A 24,407-nucleotide genomic window follows, 5' to 3' on the forward strand; every position below is an offset into this window, starting at 1 on the left:
AAACAACCTGTTTGCATACTGCAAACAGGTTGTTTAAAACTTAACGAGGTTCTACAATTAATTTTATTGCTGTACGCTCTTCGCCATCAATCATAATATCTGTAAACGCTGGGATACAAATCAGGTCCAAACCACTAGGCGCTACAAATCCTCTTGCGATTGCTACTGCCTTTACCGCTTGGTTCAATGCACCTGCACCAATAGCTTGAATTTCTGCTGTTCCGCGTTCGCGAATAACACCTGCAAGTGCACCAGCTACAGAATTAGGGACCGACGTTGCTTTAACTTTTAATATTTCCATTCCGCGTTTCCTCCTCGTTTCTTTAAAAAGTATTAGCAATTATTTCACTTTAACTTATATTCACGAGGAATGGCGCGTATTCCTGCTAAATTTTCGTAATTTTTCTAAAAAATTAAAATATAATAACTTATCTAAAATTCAACGGGAATTTACTCAAAAAATGGTTGATCGTCATTAATTAAAATACGTTCAATTTTCTTTGCTTTTCCTGTATTTGGATCCACATCAATTAACACTGCACTTAATTGCGTTCTACCATTTGTTACTTCAAATCGTACTGGTAAGTTTGTTAAAAACTTCTTCAATACTGCTTCTCTATCCATACCTAATATTCCATCATACGGCCCTGTCATTCCAACATCTGTAATGTATGCCGTTCCGCTTGGTAAAATACGGTTATCTGCTGTAGGGACATGCGTATGCGTACCTACTACTGCTGTAGCACGTCCATCTACATACCAACCTAGCGCTTGTTTTTCACTTGTAGTTTCCGCATGGAAGTCAACAAAGATAATATTCGTACGTTTTTTCGCAATATTAATTAATTCATCCACTTTACGGAATGGACAATCAATCGGAGGAAGGAAAGTACGTCCTTGTAAGTTAATAACTGCAACTTCTGTTCCATTACAGTTCACAAAGATAAGTCCTTTTCCTGGAGTTCCTTCTGGGAAGTTAGCTGGTCTTGCAAGATATTTTGCATCATCGATGAATTCAAATACTTCACGATTATCCCAAGCGTGGTTTCCAAGTGTAACTGCTTGCGCCCCACATTCTAAAAAATTTCGATATATTTTTTCTGTAATCCCACGGCCACCTGCTGCGTTTTCTCCATTAATGATTGTTACTGTAGGTGTATATTTTTTCTTTAATGCCGGTACGTATTGCTGAATCATACCTCTACCAGGAGATCCTACTACATCCCCAACAAATAATATTCTCATATGTCTTACCCTTTCTATGTACTGCATTTTTTATTGCTATAGCATCAAGTAAATTCCTTATAATATGTTTATTGTAAGTTTGTTTCACTTTTATACTATATAACTAACTGTCTTTATTTTATCCAATTCCAACACAAAAAAATAAAGTGGTGTTTCACCACTTTATTTTGCGTATTCCACTGCACGTGTTTCACGAATAACAGTTACTTTAATATGTCCTGGGTAATCCAGTTCATTTTCAATACGTTTTCGGATATCACGAGCTAAACGATGAGCTTCTAAGTCATCGATTGTATCTGGTTTTACCAAAATACGAACTTCACGTCCTGCTTGAATTGCAAATGACTTTTCAACGCCTTCATAAGACTCTGAAATCTCTTCTAACTTTTCAAGACGACGAATATAGTTTTCAAGTGTTTCACTACGAGCTCCCGGTCTTGCAGCTGATAAAGCATCTGCTGCTGCAACTAAAACTGCAATGATAGAAGTTGGTTCTGTGTCACCATGGTGAGATGCGATACTGTTTATAACTACAGGATGCTCTTTATATTTCGTTGCAAGTTCAACACCAATTTCAACGTGGCTTCCTTCTACTTCATGGTCAATCGCTTTTCCGATATCATGTAATAGACCTGCACGTCTTGCTAGTTTTTCATCCTCGCCAAGCTCTGCCGCCATAAGTCCAGTTAAATATGCAACTTCCATAGAGTGTTTTAAGACGTTTTGACCATAACTTGTACGGTATTTTAAACGACCTAAAATTTTAATTAAATCTGGATGTAATCCATGAACACCCACTTCAAACGTTGTTTGCTCTCCGACTTCGCGAATATACTCGTCCACTTCACGTCTTGATTTTTCGACCATCTCTTCAATACGCGCTGGGTGAATACGTCCGTCCTGTACTAGTTTATCAAGAGCGATACGAGCTGTTTCACGACGAATTGGGTCGAATCCAGAAAGGATTACTGCCTCTGGTGTATCATCGATAATTAAGTCAATACCCGTTAACGTTTCTAACGTACGAATATTACGACCTTCACGCCCGATAATACGTCCCTTCATTTCGTCATTTGGAAGATTTACAACCGAAACGGTTGTTTCAGCAACATGATCAGCTGCACATCTTTGCATTGCAAGAGATAAAATCTCTTTTGCTTTCTTATCCGCTTCTTCTTTCGCGCGAACTTCACTTTCTTTTACCATAACAGCGATTTCATGAGAAACTTCACTTTCTACTTTACCAAGAATAATTGCTTTCGCTTGTTCGCGTGTCAGATTGGAAATGCGCTCTAATTCTGTTTGTTGCTTTTGAACTAACTCTCCCACTTTGCTTTCCAACTCTTCAATCTGTTGTTGTCTCGCTACAAGAGATTCCTCTTTCTTCTCTAACTGTTGCTCGCGTTTATCGAGCGTTTCGTCTTTACGATCAAGGTTCTCTTCTTTTTGCATTAAACGATTTTCTTGTTTTTGTAATTCGCTTCTACGGTCACGAATTTCTAATTCAGCTTCTGTACGAAGTGTATGAATTTCATCCTTTGCTTCTAAAAGCGCTTCTTTCTTAAGTGCTTCAGCATCACGATTCGCTTCGTCTAAAATACGTCTCGCTTCATTAGCCGCACCATTAATCTTCGCTTCAGCAATAGACTTTCGAACAAAAAAGCCAACAACTGCACCGACTGTTGCAAGCAAAATGGAGATGAGTATCCAAACTGTACTCGTCATGATTTCACCTCCCCTTGCTATGAATGAAAAAAGACTGTCGGCATGTACATTGAATTACAACATACAGCAAAGACCGTCGTCCCGCTTTTTTAAGGGACTTTCTTCATTTCACAATTAAAATGTCATATTATTATTTCGGTAAGATTTAAACCTTACTCCGAATATTACTTCTCTTCTTGAGAAGAGTATATTGTATATAAGAAAAAATATACATTCTCATTGTATCTATCGTAATTTTCATTGTCAAGCGTTGTCTACTTTTACTTTCTTTGCCTTCAGCCTTGAATGTGACCTAAATTTTAAAAGTAAGGAGCCTACTATACTGGAAAACCTTAGTAATTCCCATTTCTTTTACTTAAAATATTTATATATCCCTCTTTACACAACGCATTTGAAGTAAAAAAATATTTTTTATCTATAGTATTATGCTCCTTAATAGTAGATAAAAAAATAAAAGACACGAGGCCGTGTCTTTTATTTTTTTAATCAAGAAGAGTTGAATCTTCTGCGCCCTCAGCACCAGAATCTTCACTAATTCCGTGATGCTCACGAATAAAGAAAGCAATTTCTTCTCTTAAATCTGTATTTTCTTTTAAGAACTGCTTCGAATTTTCACGACCTTGTCCTAGGCGTTCTTCATTATAAGAATACCAAGCACCGCTCTTTTGAACGATATCAAGCTCAGAAGCCATATCCAAGATTTCACCTTCTCTTGAAATACCTTCTCCGTACATAATATCAACTTCAGCAACACGGAATGGTGGTGCTACTTTATTTTTCACTACTTTTACTTTTGTTTTATTACCAACGATGTCGTTACCTTGCTTTAATTGCTCCGCACGACGCACTTCAAGACGAACAGTTGAATAGAATTTCAACGCACGACCACCTGGAGTTGTTTCTGGGTTTCCGAACATAACCCCAACTTTTTCACGAATTTGGTTAATAAAGATTGCAATTGTTTTTGATTTGTTGATTGCTCCTGAAAGCTTACGAAGTGCTTGTGACATTAAACGTGCTTGTAAACCTACGTGTGAGTCACCCATGTCGCCTTCAATCTCTGCTTTCGGTACAAGAGCTGCTACAGAGTCAATTACGATAATGTCAACCGCACCACTTCGTACAAGTGCTTCCGCGATTTCTAATCCTTGCTCCCCTGTATCAGGCTGTGATAATAGTAATTCATCTATGTTAACGCCTAATTTTTGTGCATATACAGGATCCATTGCGTGCTCCGCATCGATGAATGCTGCTTGTCCACCTTGACGTTGTACTTCTGCAATTGCATGTAATGAAACTGTCGTTTTACCTGAACTTTCAGGTCCGTAAATTTCGATAATACGGCCACGTGGATATCCGCCTACCCCTAGTGCCACATCAAGTGCTAAAGAACCACTAGAAACCGTAGAAACTCTACGCTCCGCTTGTTCTCCTAATTTCATAATTGAACCTTTACCGAATTGCTTCTCTATTTGTTTTAACGCCATATCTAACGCTGCTTGACGATCACTCATTCAAAATTCCTCCTTAACTGAATTGCTAATCTTATTATACCTATTTTCAATTCAATTTGCCAACAAAAAATCGAACATTTATTCGATTTTTTTTATTTTCTATCAAATAATATCTAAATTTAACCGTAAAAAAACTAGAAGAAACTTATATCTCTTCTAGCTTTTTATATAAATGATAAAATCCATATTTTGCTGTTCGTTCTCTAATTTGTTGACGACTTCCGCTTAAATTAAGAGAAAAGACTACAGTTGGTTCATCCTTAATCGAAAGCCCAACAAATACTGTTCCTGGTTCTTTCTGTTCTGAAGCATCTGGCCCTGCTACCCCAGTGAAACTAATTCCAATATCCGCTTTTAGTACATCCTTAACATTTTCAGCAAGATAACGAGCACATTCTTTACTAACTGCACCATCAGTATGCAACACTTCTTCAGGCACACGTAAAACATATTGCTTCACATCATTATGATAACAAATGACACCGCCTTTAAACACAGAAGAAACACCAGCGTTTTCAGTTACTTGATTTCCAAAAAGACCACCTGTTAAACTTTCTGCACACGCTAAAGTTAACCCTTTTCTCTTCAATAACTCGATTGCCTTATAATGCAAAAATTCTTGGTCATATCCGTAGAAAAATTCTCCTACTCTTTCTAAAATCAAATCTTCCACATGTTGAATTAGTTTCTCCGCTTCGCTAACATTTTGATGCTTAGCGGTTAAACGTAATGTCACTTCTCCATCATTTGCTAACGGGGCAATTGTTGGGTTTGTTTGTCCATCAATTAAATCTTGAACTTTCACCTCTAATTGGGACTCCCCAATGCCGAAGAAACGAAGCACACGAGAATAAATGTTTTCTCCTGTTGTAAAATTACGTAAAAAAGGCTCTACGTAACTTACATACATTGGTTTCATTTCTTTTGGCGGCCCTGGTAATAAAATATAAACTTTTCCGTTCTTATTTACCCCCATACCCGGCGCCATACCGTGGTCATTTGCAAATACTGTTGCTCCATTTAAAACGAGCGCTTGCTTTTTATTATTCTCCGTAAATTCACGGCCTGTACGCTTAAAGTAATTACTTATTAAGGCTAATGCCTTTTCATCATACACAAGCTCTTCATCTAAACTAGCAGCTATCGTTTCTTTCGTTAAATCATCTTTTGTCGGTCCTAATCCGCCTGTAAAAATAAGTATATCAGCACGTTCTTCCGCAGCTTCAATCGCCTTTTGCAATCGCTTATTATTATCACCAACAACAGTATGATAGTACACGTTAATTCCGATTGAAGCTAACTTTTCAGATAAAAACTGGGCATTTGTATTTGCAATTTGTCCAAGTAATAATTCAGTTCCAACCGCAATAATCTCAGCATTCATCCCAATTCCCCCATAAACTTCTATTTTGAGTTTACAAAAGCAGCTCTATTTTTCCAGAAATAATCCCATCCTGAAATAACAGTAAAGATTAATGCAATCCATATGAAGATATCCGCAACTGGAATATGGATTAAATTTAAAGGTACATCGTGTAATAAATATGCTGCAATCGCAATAATTTGTGTCCATGTCTTAATTTTTCCTAGCTGGTTTGCTGCAACTACTTCCCCTGTTCCAGCAAGTACAAGACGTAAACCAGTTACCGCAAACTCACGACTGATAATTACAATAACAATCCAAGCCGGTACATATTGCATCTCTACCAATGTAATAAGTGCTGCCGAAACAAGTAATTTATCAGCTAACGGGTCAAGAAACTTCCCTAAATTCGTTACAAGATTATATTTTCTTGCGTAATGTCCATCAATCCAATCTGTAGCTGAAGCAATGATAAAGATAAGTGCCCCCACTAAATGTTGAATCGGTAAATCAACATCACCAATTTTGTATGAACCCCAATCAAAGGGTGCTAACATAATTACCATAAAAATTGGAATTAAGAAGATTCTAGATATTGTAATTTTATTTGGTAAATTCACAGCTATTCCTCCATCATATCAAAAACATTTGTTCATCGAAAAAAAGTCATCGAAGCGATGACTGTTATTGTGCAGGTTGCTCTATCCCTTGGTTTTTTATCACCAATCTTTGGTGAAGTTCTTTTTCTGGATCCAATGGATAAGCGACCACTTGGCCATTCAGTTTAACTTCAACATTCGTTGCATTTCCAATATTAAGTCGCACTTCTTTTAATGTTGATACATCACGTTTTTCTATTTGGCCCTCTTGTACTGTAGCGTTTAGAATCACATTCCCAGCATCATCTTTAACATCTACATAACTCGCACCTTTACCCGATAATTCCAGTTCTAATGTTTTATTATTATGAATTTCCAAAGTAGATACCTTTCCAGTTGTTCCAACTACTTTCACTTCTTGCTGTCCAGTTGGTTGTGCTGGTTGCTCCTCTTTCTTTGGTTCTTCTTTCTTTGGTTCCTCTTTTTTTGGCTCTTCCGCTTTCACTTCATCTTTCTTCGTATCTAACGGAGAATCTTTCGCTTTTTGAACTTCAATTTTCTCACTTTGAGCACTCGGAACTTTTTCATCATCTTTTCCAGTTAACGCTTGAAACACAAACCAGATTACCACTCCAACTGCGATTACTAACAGCGCAACTAAGATTTTCGGCATGTGATCTGCAATTGGCCATGATGAAGATTTTTGCATTGTTTCTTGTGTTTTTTGTCCCGTTGATACTTGTGGAACTTCACGCTTTTCAGATTGTGGTATCGTACTCTGATGTTCTACGAGCAGTTCCTCTCCATTTAATCCAACCGCATCTGCGTATTGTTTAATGAATGCACGCGCATAAAAAGCTCCTGGCAATACATCATAATTGCCTTCTTCAATTGCCACTAAATGGCGTTTTTGAATTTTTGTAATCTCATGCAGCTGATCAATAGACAAGCCTTTCGCTTCTCTTGCTTCTTTCAGCTTTTGTCCCAATTCCGTCACTACTAACACCTCAATATTTCTTTAAAAGTCAAACATAGAGAAATTATTTTGCGTACCTTGCTCAATTTCATCTACTAAATTATATTGAATTTCTTCATCATAATCGTTACGCAACTCGATAATATAATCAAAATCATCCAATGTGTATTCTGACTGACTCACAAATACATCAGGATGTTCCACAACTTTCGTTGCAGGCAATCTCATAATTTCACGAACGAGCTGCCAATGTCTTTCGTTAGCACGCTTCGTTGACACAATTCCATCTAGGATGAAAATATTGTCATCGCTATACTCATCTTCAATTAATTGACTACGAACAGTTTGCTTAATAAGAGTAGATGATACAAATAACCACCTTTTATTTGCACAAACACTTGCAGCAACAATGGATTCTGTTTTTCCGACACGAGGCATTCCGCGTATCCCAATTAGTTTATGGCCTTCTTTTTTCATAATTTCTGCCATAAAGTCTACAAGTAAGCCTAATTCATCACGCACAAATCGAAATGTTTTCTTATCATCTGCATCTCGTTGTATGTACCTACCATGTCTAACCGCTAGCTTATCTCTTAGCTTGGGCGGACGATATTTCGTTACCGTTATGTTATCCATCGTATTTAAAATTGATTCAAGTCTAGAGATTTGCTCTTGATTATCACACATAAGAAGTAACCCACGTCGTGCATTATCTACACCATTAATTGTGACAATATTAATGCCGAGCATACCGATTAACGAAGAAACGTCACCAAGCAAGCCAGGTCGGTTTTTATGTATTTCATATTCAAAATACCATTCAATCATCCAAGATCACTCCCCTTGCTTACTTTACACCTACGTACTATATTATATGATTTCACCTTAATAGGGAAGCTAAATGTATAATCTACCCTGTGTAATTATTATACAAAAAAAGTAGAGAGGAGAATCTCCTCTCTACTTTTACTTATGTTGTACGAACTTAACCATTAAATTTGCAATTGTATGTTGCTCCTGTTCATCAGCAACTTTCCAAAGCTCAGCTAATAATTTCTCTTGGTCATTGCGTCCTTCTACCTCATTAGCAAGATAGTCGCCAACACGAAACGCCATATCTGATACCGCACCGCCATCTAAACCTTTGTCTTGCGCTTGCTCTAAACGTTCTCCTAAAAAGCTCTTCCACTGATCAAAATTATCTAATACTGACATAATTAAGCACCTCACTATTGAGTAATAAAATCATCCTTAATTTGTGCAACTATTCATTTTTTATGTAAGAATTTTTTAGCAGTGCCAACCGCCATTCACTCCGATAATTTGTCCAGTTATGTAAGACGCTCCTGGTGATACGAGGAATGAAACTGTTTTCGCTACTTCTTCTGGTAATCCTATTCTACCTAATGGTATATCTTCAGCAATTCCCATTTTATCTTCTTCAGAAAAAACGCTTAACATTTCCGTTTCAATTGCTCCTGGTGCTACTGCATTCACACGTAATCCACTTAAAGAAACTTCTTTCGCTAAAGCTTTCACATATGAATTTTGTGCCCCTTTTACCATTGAATAAAGCACTTCACAAGAAGCCCCTATTTGTCCCCATATAGATGAAACAATTACAATATTACCACTTCTTCTCCCGATCATAGGCGGAAGTGCCATAGAAAGTAATTTATATACGTTCTTCACTTGAAGTTCTACCATATAATCCAATTCATCGTTTGTTACATCTGTTACTAGTCCAAAAATACTCTTCCCAGCTGCGTATACAATAACATCAATAGGATGTTCAATTTGTCCCCACAATTGCTCTGCTCCATCACTAGAAGCTAAATTCGCTTGAACAGGGATAACTTCTCCCCATGCCTTCTGCAATTCCAATACCTTTTCTTCACTGTTATTGTAATGAACATAAACTGTATATCCATCTTGAATTAATTGTTTCGAAATAGCAGAGCCAATTCCTCCGCTCCCTCCAGTTACTAACGCATACTTTTTCATAAAGTCCCTCTCTTATCTCTACAAGTTCAATTTTCACATAACTAAATAATACCCTCATCTTACAATTTTTCAATGATAAGATGAGGGTATCTTTTTAATTTTATTTTTTCGGTAACACCTGACAAATACTCATTTTGTCTTCTGATAACAATAATTTCGCTACTTCTTGTAAGTCTTGAACGGTTAGTCCTTCTAATACAGTCAATGCGTCAAATAGGCTAGATTCATTAAACGCGTATCGTGTAAATTGATTTGCAATATATTCTGGTGAATTCAACGAGCGTAAAAAACCACCAATTTTCTTTTTCTTCACTCGTTCTAATGCCGCCGCATCTAATTGATCATAATCTGTTTTTAATAAAATATCTTTTAAACGATTTGCCAATTCATCAGGTTGTTTCGTATCACCGCCAACCATTGCAAAACCGAAGTTATTTTCTTCTGTATAGTCATACGAGAATGAATCATCAATAAGCCCTTCATTATATAAAGTTTCGTAATGAACAGAACTTTTCCCAAATAAATAATCTAAGAGTAACGTAAGCGCAATTTCTTGTTTTAAAAGCGCTTGCCCCTTTTCCTTTAAATTAGTCGCTTTAATACCAACTAAACATTTCGGTGTTTGCACAGGCATTGAAATAATTTTTTTCTTTTCATTTACCTCATTTGGTTCTTCTTCAAATGAACGCACAATTTCTGGCTGGTTTTTATAATCTTTTTTCGCTTGATTTTCACGTACTAAATCCATTGTTTTCTCTGGATCAATTGCACCCACAACAAATAATAACATATTGCTCGGATGATAAAATGTTTCATAACATTCATACAATAAATCTTTCGTAATTTTACTAATAGATTCGATTGTCCCTGCAATATCAATTTTAATTGGGTGTTTTACAAACAAGCTATCAATTAACCCGAAGTACAAACGCCAATCTGGGTTATCTTGATACATTTGAATTTCTTGCCCAATTATCCCCTTCTCTTTTTCAACCGTTTTTTCAGAGAAATAAGGCTCTTGCACGAAGTTTAGCAATGTATTTAAATTTTGTTCTACGTTTGAAGTACATGAAAAAAGGTAAGCTGTTCGTGTAAAGGATGTAAAAGCATTTGCCGATGCTCCTTGTTTACTAAACAATTGGAAAGCATCGTGATCTTCTTTTTCAAATAATTTATGCTCAAGAAAATGTGCAATTCCATCAGGCACACGAATCATTTCTTCTTTCCCTAATGGTACAAATGTATTATCTACAGAACCATATTTCGTCGTAAACGTCGCAAATGTTTTATTAAATCCTTGTTTCGGTAAAACATATACATCTAATCCATTAGGAAGTTTTTCATAATAGAGTGTTTCTTTTAATTGCTCATAAACAATTTTCTCCATTTACTCTCCCTCCGTTCCTTGTAAAAAGTAAATTGTATCTAGTTCAATATTTTTAGCAACTTTTACAATTTCTTCTTTCGTCACACTTTCTATACCTGTAAGCCATTCTTCAACTGGACGTGTACGATCTGAAATAATACCATGATATAGCATTTCTACAAAGCCACGTGGTGTATCAATTGCCTCTAATATTTGATTTTGGATGACACTTTTTGTTTGATGTATTTCTTCTTCAGAAAACTCTCCGTTTTGCATCGCAAGCATTTGTTCTTTAATAATCTCAACTGCTTTTTCATAATTTTTCGCTTCGATTCCTGACATAACAAATAATAAACCTTTATGACTTTCAAAGCGCGATGCTGCATAGTACGCTAAACTATTTTTTTCACGCACATTTACGAATAACTTCGAATGAGAAAAGCCACCAAACAATCCATTGAACAATTGCAATGCAAAATAATCTTCATCTTTATATGTGACAAATGTACGATAACCGATGTGTAATTTACTTTGTTTTAATTCTTGTTTTTCAACAACTTCTTTTTCTTCATTATTTCGTCTATGAAGGAGTACATTTCTTTCTCTCACTGGACGAGTTGAAATAGAAAAATACTTACTTACAAGATCAACGGCGTTTTCTGAAATATCACCAATAATATATAGATCCATTTCATCTTCCGCTAACACCTTTTGATAATATTGATACAAACTTTCATTTGTAATAGACATAACACTCTCTTTTTTTCCATTTGCACTTAAACGATACGGTTCTACTTTGCACATTTCTTCAATTAAACGCTCGTTTGCATAACGCATTTTATCATCATAAGTAGCTTCAATTCTCTGTAACAGTGCTCTTTTTTCACTTTCTACGATAGAAGATAGGAAACCGTTCCCCTCCGTTGCTGGATGTAACACAATATCTGACAACATAGAAAGCGCTTTTTCAAATAACGGTGGTGCATCATGTAAATAAACTTCATTTGCAATGTCTACATAAATGGAGATAATATGGTCTTCCCCTTTTTTACTTACATCTACCGCTAAAGAAGATCCGTATAATTCTTCTAAATATTGACGAAGACGAATTACAGAAGGTAATTTTTCTGTCGCACTTTGCAATACGTATGGCAATAGGGCACGCTCTGTCACCGTCTCCTCATTTAAAGGCGCTTTAAAACGAAATACAAAGGTATTCGTTTTATATTTATCAGTCGGAATAATATGTACGCGCAAACCACCTAACTCATGTAGTTGTTGTTCCATTAGTTTCATTTATAGCCCTCCTTTACGTATATAGGAATATTCCTCTTCAATATACAGTTTTTAGAAATAAAAAATCAACTTTTCTCCCTTATTATGCTTACATATGATTCTTTCTAAAAACTTTAATATGTAAGGAACATAGTAAAATTCCGTATTAAATATATTCTATGTAAAAAAGCCCACACTAATGTGCGAGCTTTTTTATACTTATAAAATACTTATCGTTTTCCTTTTTCATAAGGAGTTCCTAAAGCTTTCGGAGCTTCAGAACGACCTACAAAACCGACAAGCGCTAATATTGTGAATATATATGGTAATATCGTTAATAAAACACTTGGAATTTGATCTAATACAGGGATTGTTCCGCCCGTTACACTTAGAGATTGCGCAAAACCAAAGAATAGAGCTGCACCTAGTGCGCCTAGTGGATTCCACTTTCCAAAAATCATAGCAGCTAAAGCTAAGAAACCTTGTCCTGTAATAGTTGCCCCTGAGAAGTTATTAGAAATTGACATTGCAAAAATCGCTCCACCAATTCCAGCAAACACTCCTGAAATACAGACTCCAATATAGCGCATTTTATATACGTTAATCCCCATCGTATCCGCTGCCATTGGGTGTTCACCAACAGCACGTAGACGAAGACCGAACGGTGTTTTATAAATAACATACCAAACAACGAATGCTAAAATAATGGCAATATATGACGTTATTGGTACGTTCGAGAAAAATATTTTCCCTAAAACCGGAATATCCGAAAGGCCTGGAATATCAATCTTTTCAATACGATACTGAATAAAGTCAGTCTGCCCTTTATCAAAAATCTTCTTAATTGCAAATACTGTTAAACCAAGAGATAAGAAGTTAATGGCTACACCACTTACAACTTGATCTGCTCGGAATGTAATAGAAGCTACCGCATGAAGTAATGCAAATAACCCACTACCAATTGCCGCAAATAGTAACGCAATCCACGGAGTCATCGTTCCCCAAGTATCACCCATTAATAAGTTTGTAACGACTCCAATAAATGCACCAAATAGCATTAGTCCTTCTAATCCGATGTTTACAACACCCGATCGTTCACTAAATACACCACCTAGTGCTGTGAAAATGATAGGTGCCGATGTATATAACGTACCCGTCACAAGAATGGCTAATATATCTAAAAAGCTCATTTATTTCCCCTCCTTGCTCATGCGTGTAAGCGCCCATCTTAACACATAACTACATGCAACAAAGAAGATGATACATGCAATAATTACATTAATAAGCTCTGACGGTACATCTGCCTCAAAGTTCATTTGAGGGGAAGCACTTTTCAAACCACCAAATAATAAAGCTGAAAGGATTATACCAAACGGATTATTCCCTCCAAGTAATGCTACGGCAATCCCATCAAATCCTACTCCTGTAAACGAAGACATCGCTGTCATACTCTGGAATGTCCCTAACCCTTCCATCGCTCCACCAATCCCCGCAAATGCACCAGCAATTGTCATGGAGAATACTACATTACGAGAAACTTTCATACCTGCATATTGAGAAGCATGCTGATTAAATCCTACTGACTTTAATTCGTAACCTAAAGTTGTTCGATCTAATAAGAACCACATTAAAATAGCGATTAAAATTGCTACAATAATTCCCCAGTGTAGACGTGAACCATCAGTAATAGAAGCAAGCCAGTCTGAAGATAGTGACGCACTCTCTTTAATATCATACGTTTTGTCATTACCCGCATGTAAGAAACGCTTAATGATGTCATACGTTACATACAAAGCGATATAGTTCATCATAATAGTTACAATAACTTCATTCACTTGAAACTTCCCTTTTAAATATCCCGGAATGAAGCCCCAAATTCCGCCCACCAATGCTGCAAATAAAATAGATAATGGAATATGAAGGAAAGCTGGTAGTGAGACTGCATAACCGAACCAAACCGCTGCAAGCCAACCAACTAACAATTGACCCTCTACCCCGATATTAAATAAACCTGTACGAAATGCAAACGCCACCGATAAGCCAGCAAGAATAAGCGGTATCATTGTACGAAGCGTTTCACCAATCGCACTTGCGCTGCCGAACATTCCTGTCCAAAGTGCACTATAACCAACAATTGGATCATAGCCACTAACTAGCATTACAATCGCTCCTACAAGTAAGCCGAAAATAACGGATAGTACTGGGACTAAAATATTTATCGTTCGTTCTGTTAAAAGCTTTTTAGCCATTTGTACCCACCTGCTCCTTCTTTGTTCCTCCAGCCATTAACAATCCAAGCTGTTGTTCATTCGTTTCTTTCGCATCAACTATTGCTACAATTTCCCCTTCATAAATAACAGCAATTCGATCGCTAACATTTAAGATTTCATCTAACTCTAATGATAAAAGTAATACACCTTTTCCTTTATCCCTTTGCTCTATTAATCTCTTATGAATAAATTCAATTGCTCCTACATCTAAACCACGTGTTGGCTGTGCCGCAATTAATAAATCTGGATTTCGGTCTACTTCACGTGCAATAATTGCTTTTTGTTGATTCCCCCCAGATAGAGCGCGTGCTAACGTTTGCTCACTAGGTGTACGCACATCAAACTGTTCAATAAGAGCCTTTGCTTTTTCTGTAATTTTGCTGAAATTTAAAATCCCTTTCTTTGAAAATGGATTTTTATAATACGTTTGCAGAACTATATTATCTCTAACAGAAAAATCAAGAACGAGTCCGTGTTTATGACGATCTTCTGGAATATGACCAATTCCTTCTTCTGTTATTCTTCTAACAGGCCAATTTGTTATTTCTTTTCCTTTAATTGCAATAGAACCTGACTCAACTTTTCGTAAACCAGTAATTGCTTCTATTAATTCACTTTGTCCGTTTCCATCAATCCCTGCAATCCCAACAATTTCCCCCGCACGAACAGTTAAGTCAAGGCCTTTTACAGCAGGTAGTTGACGTGCATCGTGAACAACAAGGTTTGCAATTGAAAGTACCTCTTCTTTTGGCTTCGCGTCTATTTTTTCTGTTTTAAAATTCACTTGACGTCCGACCATTAATTCTGCAAGTTTATTTTCATCCGTATTTGCAACGTCAACCGTTCCAATCCCTTTTCCTTTACGAATAATCGTACAACGATCGCAAACTTCCATAATTTCTTTCAACTTATGTGTAATAAGAACAATAGATTTTCCTTCTTGCACAAGCTTTTTCATAATTTGAATTAGCTCATGAATTTCTTGCGGTGTTAACACAGCTGTTGGTTCATCAAATATTAAAATTTCTGCACCGCGGTAAAGAGTTTTCAAAATCTCAACACGCTGCTGCATACCAACTGAAATATCCTGTATTTTCGCATATGGATCTACAGATAAACCGTATTGTTCAGACAGTTTTTGAATTTCTTTAGCAGCTTCCTCAACAGCAATTTTCCCTTTTTTCTTCGGTTCATTTCCGAGAATAATATTCTCTGTAACTGTAAAATTATGAACAAGCATAAAGTGTTGATGGACCATTCCAATACCAAGGTCATTTGCTATATTCGGATTTGTGATTTTTACAGGTTTACCTTTAATTTTAATTTCACCCTGCTCTGGTTGGTACAAACCAAATAGTACATTCATCAATGTGGATTTCCCTGCACCATTTTCTCCAAGTAAAGCATGTATCTCACCCTGCTTTACTTGCAGCGTAATATCATCATTCGCTACAATGCCTGGGAATACTTTCGTAATGTTATTCATCTCAATTACGTATTCCATTGTGTTCCTCCTTTTAACAGGGAACATTCCCTATTACACTATTAACTTATTAAGCAATTCGGAAGTTTTATACATACAAAGGTTAGTTCTATGAACTAACCTTTGCTATTTCTCTATTTATTTTTTTAGAGAAGCTTCATATTCTTTATACTCTTTATCTGTAGCTGGCACTTTAATTTCACCGGCTGTAATTTTCTTTTCAAGCTCTTCTACTTTTGTTAAAATTTCAGGGTTAACTTTTTTCACGTTATCAGTTGTTTTTGAAATACCAATACCGTCATCTTTTAAGCCAAACTCTTCAATTTTCCCGCCTTTTAAATTCCCATCTTTTGCTTCTTTAGCTACTTTTTCTACTGCTACATCAACACGTTTAATCATTGAAGTTAATGTTACATTTTCAGGCATACCTTCTTGATGTTGGTCACGGTCAACACCGATTACCCAAACATTTTCACCTTTTTTCTTACGGTTTTTCGCTTCTGTGAACACACCGTTACCTGTACCACCAGCAGCATGATAAATTACGTCTACGCCTTGACCATACATTGCTGAAGCAAGAACTGTACCTTTTTCAGGCTTATCGAATGCTTCTGCATATTCAGATACGATTTCAATGTTTGGATTTACTGCCTTTGCACCAGCTTTAAATCCATTTTCAAATTTACTAATTAAATCACTTTTCATTCCACCAACAAATCCTACTTTATTCGATTTTGTTGACATAGCTGCTACCGCACCTACAAGGAATGATCCTTCATGATCTTTAAACGTAATACTCGTTACGTTCGGTGCATCTACAACAGTATCTACGATTGCAAATTGTTGTTTTGAAGATTCTTTTGCTACTTCTTTAATTGCACCTTCTAATTTATAACCAATTCCGAATGTTAAATCATATTTATCTTTTGAGAATTTTTTTAAATTCGGAATATAATCAGCTTCTTTTTCAGACTGAAGGTAACGATAATTTGTCTTTTCTTTTAAACCATTATCTTTACCAAACTTTTGTAACCCTTCCCAAGAAGATTGGTTAAATGACTTATCATCAACGCCCCCAACATCCGTTACGAGACCAACCTTGAAGTCTTTATTGTCTTTCGTGTCTTTCTTGTCACTGCTCGCCTTATCCGAGTTACCACATGCACCTAAAACTGTACTTGCTGCTAAAGTTAATGATAATAAAAGGCCTGCTTTTTTCTTCATACTAGAAACCCCTCCAAAAATGATATATATTTATTTATTTATTTATTCTTACGCTGCTGTTCCTTACTTCTTGCTGTCACCTCCCTAAAAAGGAATTTACCTACATACGCTTTCTTAATACGTGGAAGCTAAATTTATCAGCTCTAAAGTAATTGATAGAATATAAGATTGGCTCATCATTTTGATCATAGTGCATTTGTTTTAATACAAGCAGTGCTGTTTCAGGCTCACATTCTAAAATTGGTGAGATTTTAGGGTGATAGCCAATTGGCTCAATGTGAGCAACCGCATATGTTATGCGCTTATGCGTGTTATTATGTATCACCGTTAATAATGATTCCTCATTGTAACCCGATAAGTCTGGCAATATTTCTTTTGCAAGTTTATCGATACAATACACAACAGGTTCCCCATCTGCTGTACGCACGCGTTCAATCATCACTGCATTAAAACCATCTTCACTATTAAACTTCTCTTTTTCCTCTTCTGTTAAAGTTGTAGTAGATGATGATAAAAAGATTGTTCCTGGTGTTTTCCCCACACTAGAAATCATATCTGTAATACTAGAAAGTTGTTCTATTCCAGAAGAAAATAATGGCTTTGCATTTACAAATGTCCCTACACCATGTCTACGAATGACAACATTTTCTTCTTCTAAAATACGCAACGCTTCCCTTAAAGTCGCTCTACTTACGCCAAGTTCTTTCGCTAAATCAAACTCTGATGGTAACTTTTGTCGTTCTTTATAAGCGCCATCTTTAATTTTTTCTTTGATGTGATCAATCACCCGTAGATATAGGTGACGACTATCAGATTTTACTGACATAAGACTCCCCCGCATTTCAATTATTCGACCTCTGATGTAAGACTTCTTTTCTCTTTTTTCAACTTACAACATAGTACAAATGACTAAACACCAAAATAAGTGTAATTGTCGAATAAATAATAATAATTTTTTAAAATAAAATTTTCACTCTTTATTGCATAAAAAAAACTTTGCACCATAAACATTCCTCATTTCGAGAAAAAGTTCGGCACAAAGATCCTTTACATCCTTTGTTACACACTTTTCCCCTCATAGTCTAGCAATTCATGGTTGCCAGGTAGAAACTTATGGACCTTATCTCCAAGATTATATGAGGCAGTGATTCTTTTCGAAGTAATCTTACCACTTGCTCTCATACGTGTCAACAAAATCTAACATTTTTCTGCATTAAATATCGAACATTTACATAAAACATACTCAAAGTATTCGTATTCTAAAGGGCACCCCTAAATGTAAGCCCTTTCTTTATCGCTGAGTATAGTATATAACAAAAACACTATATAAAAAAGCCTAATTGTAAAAACAATTAGGCTTTTTTTAAGAACTTTTTTCTTGTACATCATTAATGAGTACTTCTCTCGGTTTACTCCCTTCATACGGACCTACTACACCATTCATTTCCATTGCATCAATTAGGCGAGCAGCTCGCGTATAACCTACTCTAAACCTACGTTGTAACATAGAAACAGATGCTGTTTGCATTTCCACTACAAGTTGAACCGCTTCATCATATAATTCATCTTCTACTTCCTGCTTCGTATCAGGAACATCTTGCGGAATCATATCTTCTTGATATTGTGCTTTTTGCTGTCCAATAACATATTCTACAACTCTCTCAACTTCATCATCTGATAAAAATGCGCCTTGTACACGTACAGGTTTCGATGCACCAATTGGTATAAACAGCATGTCTCCACGACCTAGTAGCTTCTCTGCACCACCACCGTCAAGAATTGTACGAGAATCTGTTTGAGAAGATACAGCGAATGCAATACGTGATGGAATATTTGCTTTAATAACACCTGTAATAACGTCAACTGACGGACGTTGCGTTGCAATAATTAAATGAATACCAGCAGCACGAGCCATTTGCGCTAGACGCATAATCGCATCCTCTACATCAGACGAAGCAACCATCATTAAATCTGCTAACTCGTCCACAATTACTACAATATAAGGTAATTCGGGTTGTTTCGCTTCTGATTGACTATTATGCTCTTTTATATAATCGTTGTATCCTTCAATGTTACGTGTACCACTATGAGCAAACAATTCATAACGACGTTCCATTTCACTCACAACTTTTTTCAATGCTTGCGATGCTTTTTTCGGATCAGTTACAACTGGCGTTAACAAATGAGGCACACCGTTATATACATTTAGCTCTACCATTTTCGGGTCAATCATCATTAATTTTACTTCATGTGGTTTTGCACGCATTAAAATACTAACAATAATACCGTTAATACATACACTTTTCCCGCTACCTGTCGCACCAGCTACGAGTAAATGAGGCATTTTATTTAGCCGGGCTAATACAGCTTCACCTGTAATATCTCGGCCAAGACCAATTAACAACTTCTCTTCCGGATGATTATTAGCCTTAGAGTCAAGAACTTCCCTCAGCGTTACCATCGAAACTTCTGAGTTTGGAACTTCGATCCCTACAGCTGATTTCCCGGGAATTGGCGCTTCAATACGAATGTCCTTTGCAGCTAAAGCAAGGGCTAAATCATCACTTAAACTGACAATTTTGCTTACCTTTACCCCCATATCAGGATACACTTCATATTTTGTAACTGCAGGACCTCTATGCACTTTTGTTACTTTCGCTTTCACTCCGAAACTTTGGAATGTACGTTCTAATTTACGAGCATTCTCATAAATTTCCGCATTTTCATTTGTAACTTGCTTATTCTTTGGAAATTTTAATATATCAAGTGAAGGAAGCTTGTAATCTTTATTTTCTACATTTGAAAATTGAATAGGAGGTGCTTGCGCTTCACTCTCTAACGATTCAACAATTTTTTCTCCACGCTTTTTCTTTGGTTCTTCAATTGGCGGAGTCTCTTCAATAAACGGTGAAGTGATCAACTCTTCTTGCTCTACTTCGATTCGTTTATCCTCTTCTTCATTTACAGGATAATTCTCAGTGAAATTCGAAATAATCGGAGGATCAATTGAGATTTCTTCCATCGGCTCAATAATTTCTTCTTGTTCTGCAGCACGTTTGCTTCTTGTGCTTCTTGTTGTTTTTTTCTTTTCTGTTTGTTCAGCCGTTCTTTTGGCTCTCCAATCTTTATAATCCCCTTGCATCACTTGAAACTGACTTCTAAGAATTCTACCAACTGGAGCTAACACTTCTCCAATATGCTTATTTGTTATACAAAGTATACCGAGAATAACTAGAATAATACCAATGATATAAGCTCCTACTTCGTCAAATAAGAAGTAACATGTTGCGAACATAAGCGCACCAAACATACCACCACCTAAATGAACGCTATCTGGCCCCTTTTTCATTTCAAGAAAGAAGTTATCTTTCGTACTCACAATAACAGAAGTATTTTGCACTGCTCCATCTTTTGTAAGAAGGTTAAATAATGTAATATGACTAAACATTAATATCGCCAATACAATTAAATAAAATCCAATTAATCGTTTATTTAAAAGGTTCGGCCATCCGCGTTTTATAACAAAGGAAACCGATAAAGCTATTACACCTAACACACCAATTATGTACCACTCACCAAAGAAGAAGCGAAAAAATAACACAAACGATTTCCCTACAACGCCTAGCTGTAAAATCGTAATGATTGAAAGTGCAAAAAGAGTTAAACCGACGATTTCATAATACAAAGTTGGCTTTATCGTACGTCTTGCCTTTGCCTTCGTCCCTCTTTGCTTTTGTTTTGCCATTTCTTCACCTCGTGTTCTACATATAAGTAAAGCTCCCTTCAAAACGCTCTATTTATATGTCTGTTTTCTCTATTTTTCTGGTCTTTATATCTTCTATTTTTACACTTCTTGTAAAATGCTAAATAAACAGAAGAAAGCAGCCTACTCATGGCTGCTCAACCGTCTTGTTTTTTATATTATACCATAGCTTCTAAACAAAATCCTTCTTTTTGCTAAAAGGTTATTTTCTGACCGGGCTCAAACTCTAAATAGTGAAGTGGGTCCGTACTTAGCACACGTACAATAGAATAACATCCATGTTCCTCTTCAGAAACCATTAATTCCACACCATTTATATTTACAACTTTTTGACTTTCACATTGTGAATAATCGACCGGATACACAAGTTGCTCTGGCATAATTGTATATAAAATCATTGTAGCATTGTCCCTTCTGTACTATCTTCCGCACGAACATCTATTAATTCGTTTAATTTTCGAATCGCATTTCCAATACCGCCGACATCATCTATAAGACCGTACTTTACTGCATCCCCACCAATTACATTCGTCCCAATATCTCGCGTTAAATTTCCTTTCGCAAACATAAGCTCTTTAAAACGATCTTCTGTTACTTTCGAGTGCTTCGTCACAAAACGAATGACTCTTTCTTGCATCTTATCCAAATACTCAAATGTTTGTGGCACACCTATGACAAGACCTGTTAAACGAATTGGATGAATTGTCATCGTCGCAGTTTCCGCAATAAACGAATAGTCAGTAGAAACAGCAATCGGTACACCGATGGAATGTCCCCCACCTAAAACTAGAGATACTGTTGGTTTTGAAAGTGAAGCTACCATTTCAGAAATTGCTAGCCCAGCTTCAACGTCACCTCCAACTGTATTTAATATTAAAAGCAAACCTTCAATTTTCGGATTTTGTTCAATCGCAACAATTTGCGGAATGATATGCTCATATTTTGTTGTTTTATTTTGCGGTGGTAATTGAACATGACCTTCCACTTGTCCGATAATCGTTAAACAATGAATACGTGATTCATTCATCTGTGGTACATTTGTCTGTCCAAGCTGTTGAATTTTTTCAACTATTGAAGCCTCTTTTCCAGCTTCTTTTGGCTCAGCTTCTTTTTCTTCATTTGTATATCGATCACGTTCTGTCATTTCGCATCCCCTTTCACTCGTATATAACTATTATTTCTTAAGTTATAAATTTCATTCGATAGGGTTAAAAAGAAAAAAGATCACCCATAAGGGTGATCTTTTTATACTTCCATAATAATCGGTAAAATCATAGGTTTTCTCTTTGTCTCTTCGTACAAGAACTGTCCTAATAATTCACGAATATTTTGTTTTAACATTGACCATTCAATTGAATATTCTTTAATTGACTGCTCAACAATCATACGTACAATCTCTGTAGATCGTTCAATTAACGCTTCTGATTCACGAACATATACGAAACCACGTGAAATGATTTCTGGGCCAGAGATAATTTTCTTTTCATCTTTACCAAGCGTTACAACAACTACTAGTATTCCATCTTGAGATAACATCTTTCTATCTCGAAGAACGATATTACCAACGTCACCTACACCTAATCCATCAATTAAAACATTACCAGCTTGTACTTTACCGACTAAGTTTGCTTCATCGTCACCAAAAGCAATTACATCGCCTTTTTCTACGATAAAGATATTTTCTCTTGTAATACCTACATCTTCAGCTAAATATGCATGTGCTTTTTGCATACGGAACTCACCATGTACGGGTACAAAGTACTTTGGTTTCATTAAATTTAACATTAATTTTAATTCTTCTTGGCTACCGTGACCTGACACGTGAACTTTTCGTTCGCCGTAATAAACAACTTCAGCTCCAGCTCTAAATAACAAATCAATAATTTTTGATACAGATATTTCATTACCCGGAATTGGCGAAGCAGCAATGATAACAGTATCACCTTTACGAATTGAAATTTGTTTATGCGCTTGTTTTGCCATTCTAGATAGAGCAGCCATCGGTTCACCTTGACTACCTGTCGTTAAAATAGCTACCTTTTTCTCTGGGAAGTTGTCTACTTCTTGTAATGAAATAACCATACCTTCTGGAACATCTAAATAACCAAGACGTCTTGCAATGTCTACTACTTTCACCATACTACGTCCTACTACTGCTACTTTTCGCCCTGTTTCAGCAGCTGCATCAAATACTTGTTGAATACGATGTACATTCGATGCAAATGAAGCAACGATAATGCGACCTTCTGCGCCGTAGAACACTTTAGAGATTTCTACACCAACTTCTTTTTCTGAACCTGTATAGCCTGGGCGCTCTGCGTTTGTACTATCAGATAATAAGCAAAGTACGCCTTCATTTCCGATTTGTGCCATTTTACCAAGGTCTGCTCCACTATTTCCAATTGGAGTTTGATCGAATTTAAAGTCTCCCGTATATACGACTGCACCTTTTGATGTATGGAAACAAACGCCAACAGAATCCGGAATACTATGTGTCGTTCCGAAGAATGACACCGTTGTAGTGTTAAATTCTACTGTTGAATTTGAATCGATTGTTTTTAGGTCTACACGGCCTAACATGCCCGCTTCACCAAGTTTTTCTTGTATAAGTCCTACTGTTAATTTCGTTGCATAGACTGGAATAGATAATTTACGAAGTACATACACAATTCCACCAATATGATCTTCATGACCGTGAGTAATAAATAAACCTTTTACTCGCTCTTGATTTTCCACTAAATATGTAATATCAGGAATAACGATATCAATTCCAAACATTTCATCTCCCGGGAACATTAACCCTGCATCTACGATAAAGATTTCAGAATCAATTTCAACACAGTACATGTTTTTCCCGATTTCACCTACTCCACCAAGAGCAAATACTTTAACAGACTCATTCTCTTTTCTCTTCATGTTGTTGCCTGGTTTAAAAATCTTGCAAACACTGATTTCACTAAAATTGCAGAGACACCAGGGGAAACTCTACAACCACCATATTTTCACCGTCCAAGACGAATGTCCTTACCGTTATGCGATATCATGTCCTTGTTTATTTTTTAAACCAGGTTTCACCTCTCTTTCATTATATAAATCAAATATCTTATTCGATATGATATGAAAATTTAATTAAATTATAATTTTTCCCAATTTTGCTAAGCATACCCGTACTAAGCTACTTAGCCATATTATACCTGATACAAGAAATAGAACACAAGTTAAATCGTGCGAAAGAAAGAGGAAAAGAACGGAATGACAACAAAAGTATCGAACGTATTTCCTTTATATTTACTCCGATTTTATACTCCATATTATTTTGAAGAACTAGCCATACATACGCTAAATTCATTTCATAATAGGGAGTTTCAAGATTTATTTTTCTAGAATCCAACAAAAACACTTACAAAATGGAGTTTTTTTATGAATTACGTCACATTTGAGGGGATTTCTCTAAAAACAGACACCGTAGTTTATTACGTTTATGCCATAATATCTATCATTTTTTGACTCAGTTAAAGGGGTACGATTATTTTCTTATACACATAATGAAGAAGCGATTAATATTCTTATAAGAACACATATAAGTAAGAAAAAGAGGAA

Annotated in this window: 21 protein-coding genes and 1 riboswitch; all 21 genes read right to left on the reverse strand. The window is 36.2% G+C overall.

The genetic code is table 11. The features are described from left to right. Positions 1-40: 40 nt before the first annotated feature. Entirely contained in the window at positions 41-301 is a 261-nt protein-coding gene (gene spoVS, locus DN401_RS17695; protein WP_000404341.1) for a stage V sporulation protein SpoVS, read from the reverse strand. 149 nt (positions 302-450) lie between these two features. Beyond that, positions 451-1,245, reverse strand: a complete 795-nt coding sequence (locus tag DN401_RS17700; RefSeq protein WP_001221095.1) for a TIGR00282 family metallophosphoesterase — start codon at positions 1,243-1,245, stop codon at positions 451-453. 162 nt (positions 1,246-1,407) lie between these two features. Continuing rightward, on the reverse strand, positions 1,408-2,970 hold the full coding sequence (rny, locus tag DN401_RS17705) for a ribonuclease Y (RefSeq protein ID WP_000204911.1): 1,563 nt from the start codon (positions 2,968-2,970) through the stop codon (positions 1,408-1,410). 482 nt (positions 2,971-3,452) lie between these two features. Beyond that, positions 3,453-4,484: a recombinase RecA gene (recA, locus tag DN401_RS17710; RefSeq protein ID WP_001283860.1), complete on the reverse strand. Its 1,032-nt coding sequence runs from the start codon at positions 4,482-4,484 to the stop codon at positions 3,453-3,455. A gap of 145 nt (positions 4,485-4,629) precedes the next feature. Beyond that, positions 4,630-5,868: a competence/damage-inducible protein A gene (locus DN401_RS17715; RefSeq protein WP_000990691.1), complete on the reverse strand. Its 1,239-nt coding sequence runs from the start codon at positions 5,866-5,868 to the stop codon at positions 4,630-4,632. Positions 5,869-5,888: 20 nt separating this feature from the next. Further along, positions 5,889-6,467 (reverse strand): CDP-diacylglycerol--glycerol-3-phosphate 3-phosphatidyltransferase, encoded by a 579-nt coding sequence (gene pgsA / locus DN401_RS17720; protein WP_001052967.1) that lies wholly within the window; start codon positions 6,465-6,467, stop codon positions 5,889-5,891. Positions 6,468-6,531: 64 nt separating this feature from the next. After that, positions 6,532-7,443: a helix-turn-helix domain-containing protein gene (locus tag DN401_RS17725; protein ID WP_000137461.1), complete on the reverse strand. Its 912-nt coding sequence runs from the start codon at positions 7,441-7,443 to the stop codon at positions 6,532-6,534. A gap of 21 nt (positions 7,444-7,464) precedes the next feature. Next, the gene (locus DN401_RS17730) at positions 7,465-8,250 is read right to left on the reverse strand and encodes a DUF3388 domain-containing protein (RefSeq protein WP_000574107.1); all 786 of its coding nucleotides are present in this window, start codon (positions 8,248-8,250) and stop codon (positions 7,465-7,467) included. Positions 8,251-8,388: 138 nt separating this feature from the next. Beyond that, positions 8,389-8,637 carry a DUF3243 domain-containing protein gene (locus DN401_RS17735; protein ID WP_000114450.1) on the reverse strand — a complete coding sequence of 83 codons (249 nt, stop codon included), beginning with the start codon at positions 8,635-8,637 and terminating at the stop codon, positions 8,389-8,391. A 75-nt stretch (positions 8,638-8,712) separates the two neighbouring features. After that, positions 8,713-9,426, reverse strand: coding sequence for an elongation factor P 5-aminopentanone reductase (gene ymfI / locus DN401_RS17740; RefSeq protein ID WP_000759604.1), 714 nt, complete (start codon positions 9,424-9,426; stop codon positions 8,713-8,715). 100 nt (positions 9,427-9,526) lie between these two features. After that, positions 9,527-10,813, reverse strand: coding sequence for an EF-P 5-aminopentanol modification-associated protein YfmH (yfmH, locus tag DN401_RS17745; protein WP_000411976.1), 1,287 nt, complete (start codon positions 10,811-10,813; stop codon positions 9,527-9,529). Next, positions 10,814-12,088, reverse strand: a complete 1,275-nt coding sequence (gene yfmF, locus DN401_RS17750; RefSeq protein WP_000772418.1) for an EF-P 5-aminopentanol modification-associated protein YfmF — start codon at positions 12,086-12,088, stop codon at positions 10,814-10,816. It abuts the gene before it with no gap. A gap of 209 nt (positions 12,089-12,297) precedes the next feature. Beyond that, complete coding sequence (locus tag DN401_RS17755) at positions 12,298-13,257, reverse strand: ABC transporter permease (protein ID WP_000008856.1); 960 nt, start codon at positions 13,255-13,257, stop codon at positions 12,298-12,300. After that, complete coding sequence (locus tag DN401_RS17760) at positions 13,258-14,316, reverse strand: ABC transporter permease (protein WP_001085254.1); 1,059 nt, start codon at positions 14,314-14,316, stop codon at positions 13,258-13,260. Further along, a complete protein-coding gene (locus tag DN401_RS17765) occupies positions 14,309-15,841 on the reverse strand; it encodes an ABC transporter ATP-binding protein (RefSeq protein WP_000456914.1) in 1,533 nt (510 codons plus the stop codon). The genes DN401_RS17760 and DN401_RS17765 overlap by 8 nt, the downstream gene beginning before the upstream one ends. A 117-nt stretch (positions 15,842-15,958) precedes the next feature. Further along, complete coding sequence (locus DN401_RS17770; RefSeq protein ID WP_000725771.1) at positions 15,959-17,044, reverse strand: BMP family lipoprotein; 1,086 nt, start codon at positions 17,042-17,044, stop codon at positions 15,959-15,961. Between the two features lie 100 nt (positions 17,045-17,144). Then, on the reverse strand, positions 17,145-17,870 hold the full coding sequence (locus tag DN401_RS17775; RefSeq protein WP_000114182.1) for a GntR family transcriptional regulator: 726 nt from the start codon (positions 17,868-17,870) through the stop codon (positions 17,145-17,147). A 232-nt stretch (positions 17,871-18,102) separates the two neighbouring features. Next, positions 18,103-18,204: riboswitch (purine riboswitch) on the reverse strand. Positions 18,205-18,407: 203 nt separating this feature from the next. After that, positions 18,408-20,789 carry a DNA translocase FtsK gene (locus DN401_RS17785; protein ID WP_001118779.1) on the reverse strand — a complete coding sequence of 794 codons (2,382 nt, stop codon included), beginning with the start codon at positions 20,787-20,789 and terminating at the stop codon, positions 18,408-18,410. Positions 20,790-21,001: 212 nt separating this feature from the next. After that, a complete protein-coding gene (locus DN401_RS17790; protein ID WP_000605036.1) occupies positions 21,002-21,205 on the reverse strand; it encodes a YlzJ-like family protein in 204 nt (67 codons plus the stop codon). Next, positions 21,202-21,951 (reverse strand): translocation-enhancing protein TepA, encoded by a 750-nt coding sequence (gene tepA, locus DN401_RS17795; RefSeq protein ID WP_000139806.1) that lies wholly within the window; start codon positions 21,949-21,951, stop codon positions 21,202-21,204. Before tepA ends, DN401_RS17790 begins: the two co-directional genes overlap by 4 nt. A gap of 101 nt (positions 21,952-22,052) precedes the next feature. Further along, positions 22,053-23,723 carry a ribonuclease J gene (locus tag DN401_RS17800; protein ID WP_000823096.1) on the reverse strand — a complete coding sequence of 557 codons (1,671 nt, stop codon included), beginning with the start codon at positions 23,721-23,723 and terminating at the stop codon, positions 22,053-22,055. Between the last annotated feature and the right edge of the window lie 684 nt (positions 23,724-24,407).

Origin of the sequence: Bacillus sp. BF2-3 (assembly GCF_008368795.1) — a bacterium.
Classification (GTDB): domain Bacteria; phylum Bacillota; class Bacilli; order Bacillales; family Bacillaceae_G; genus Bacillus_A; species Bacillus_A cereus.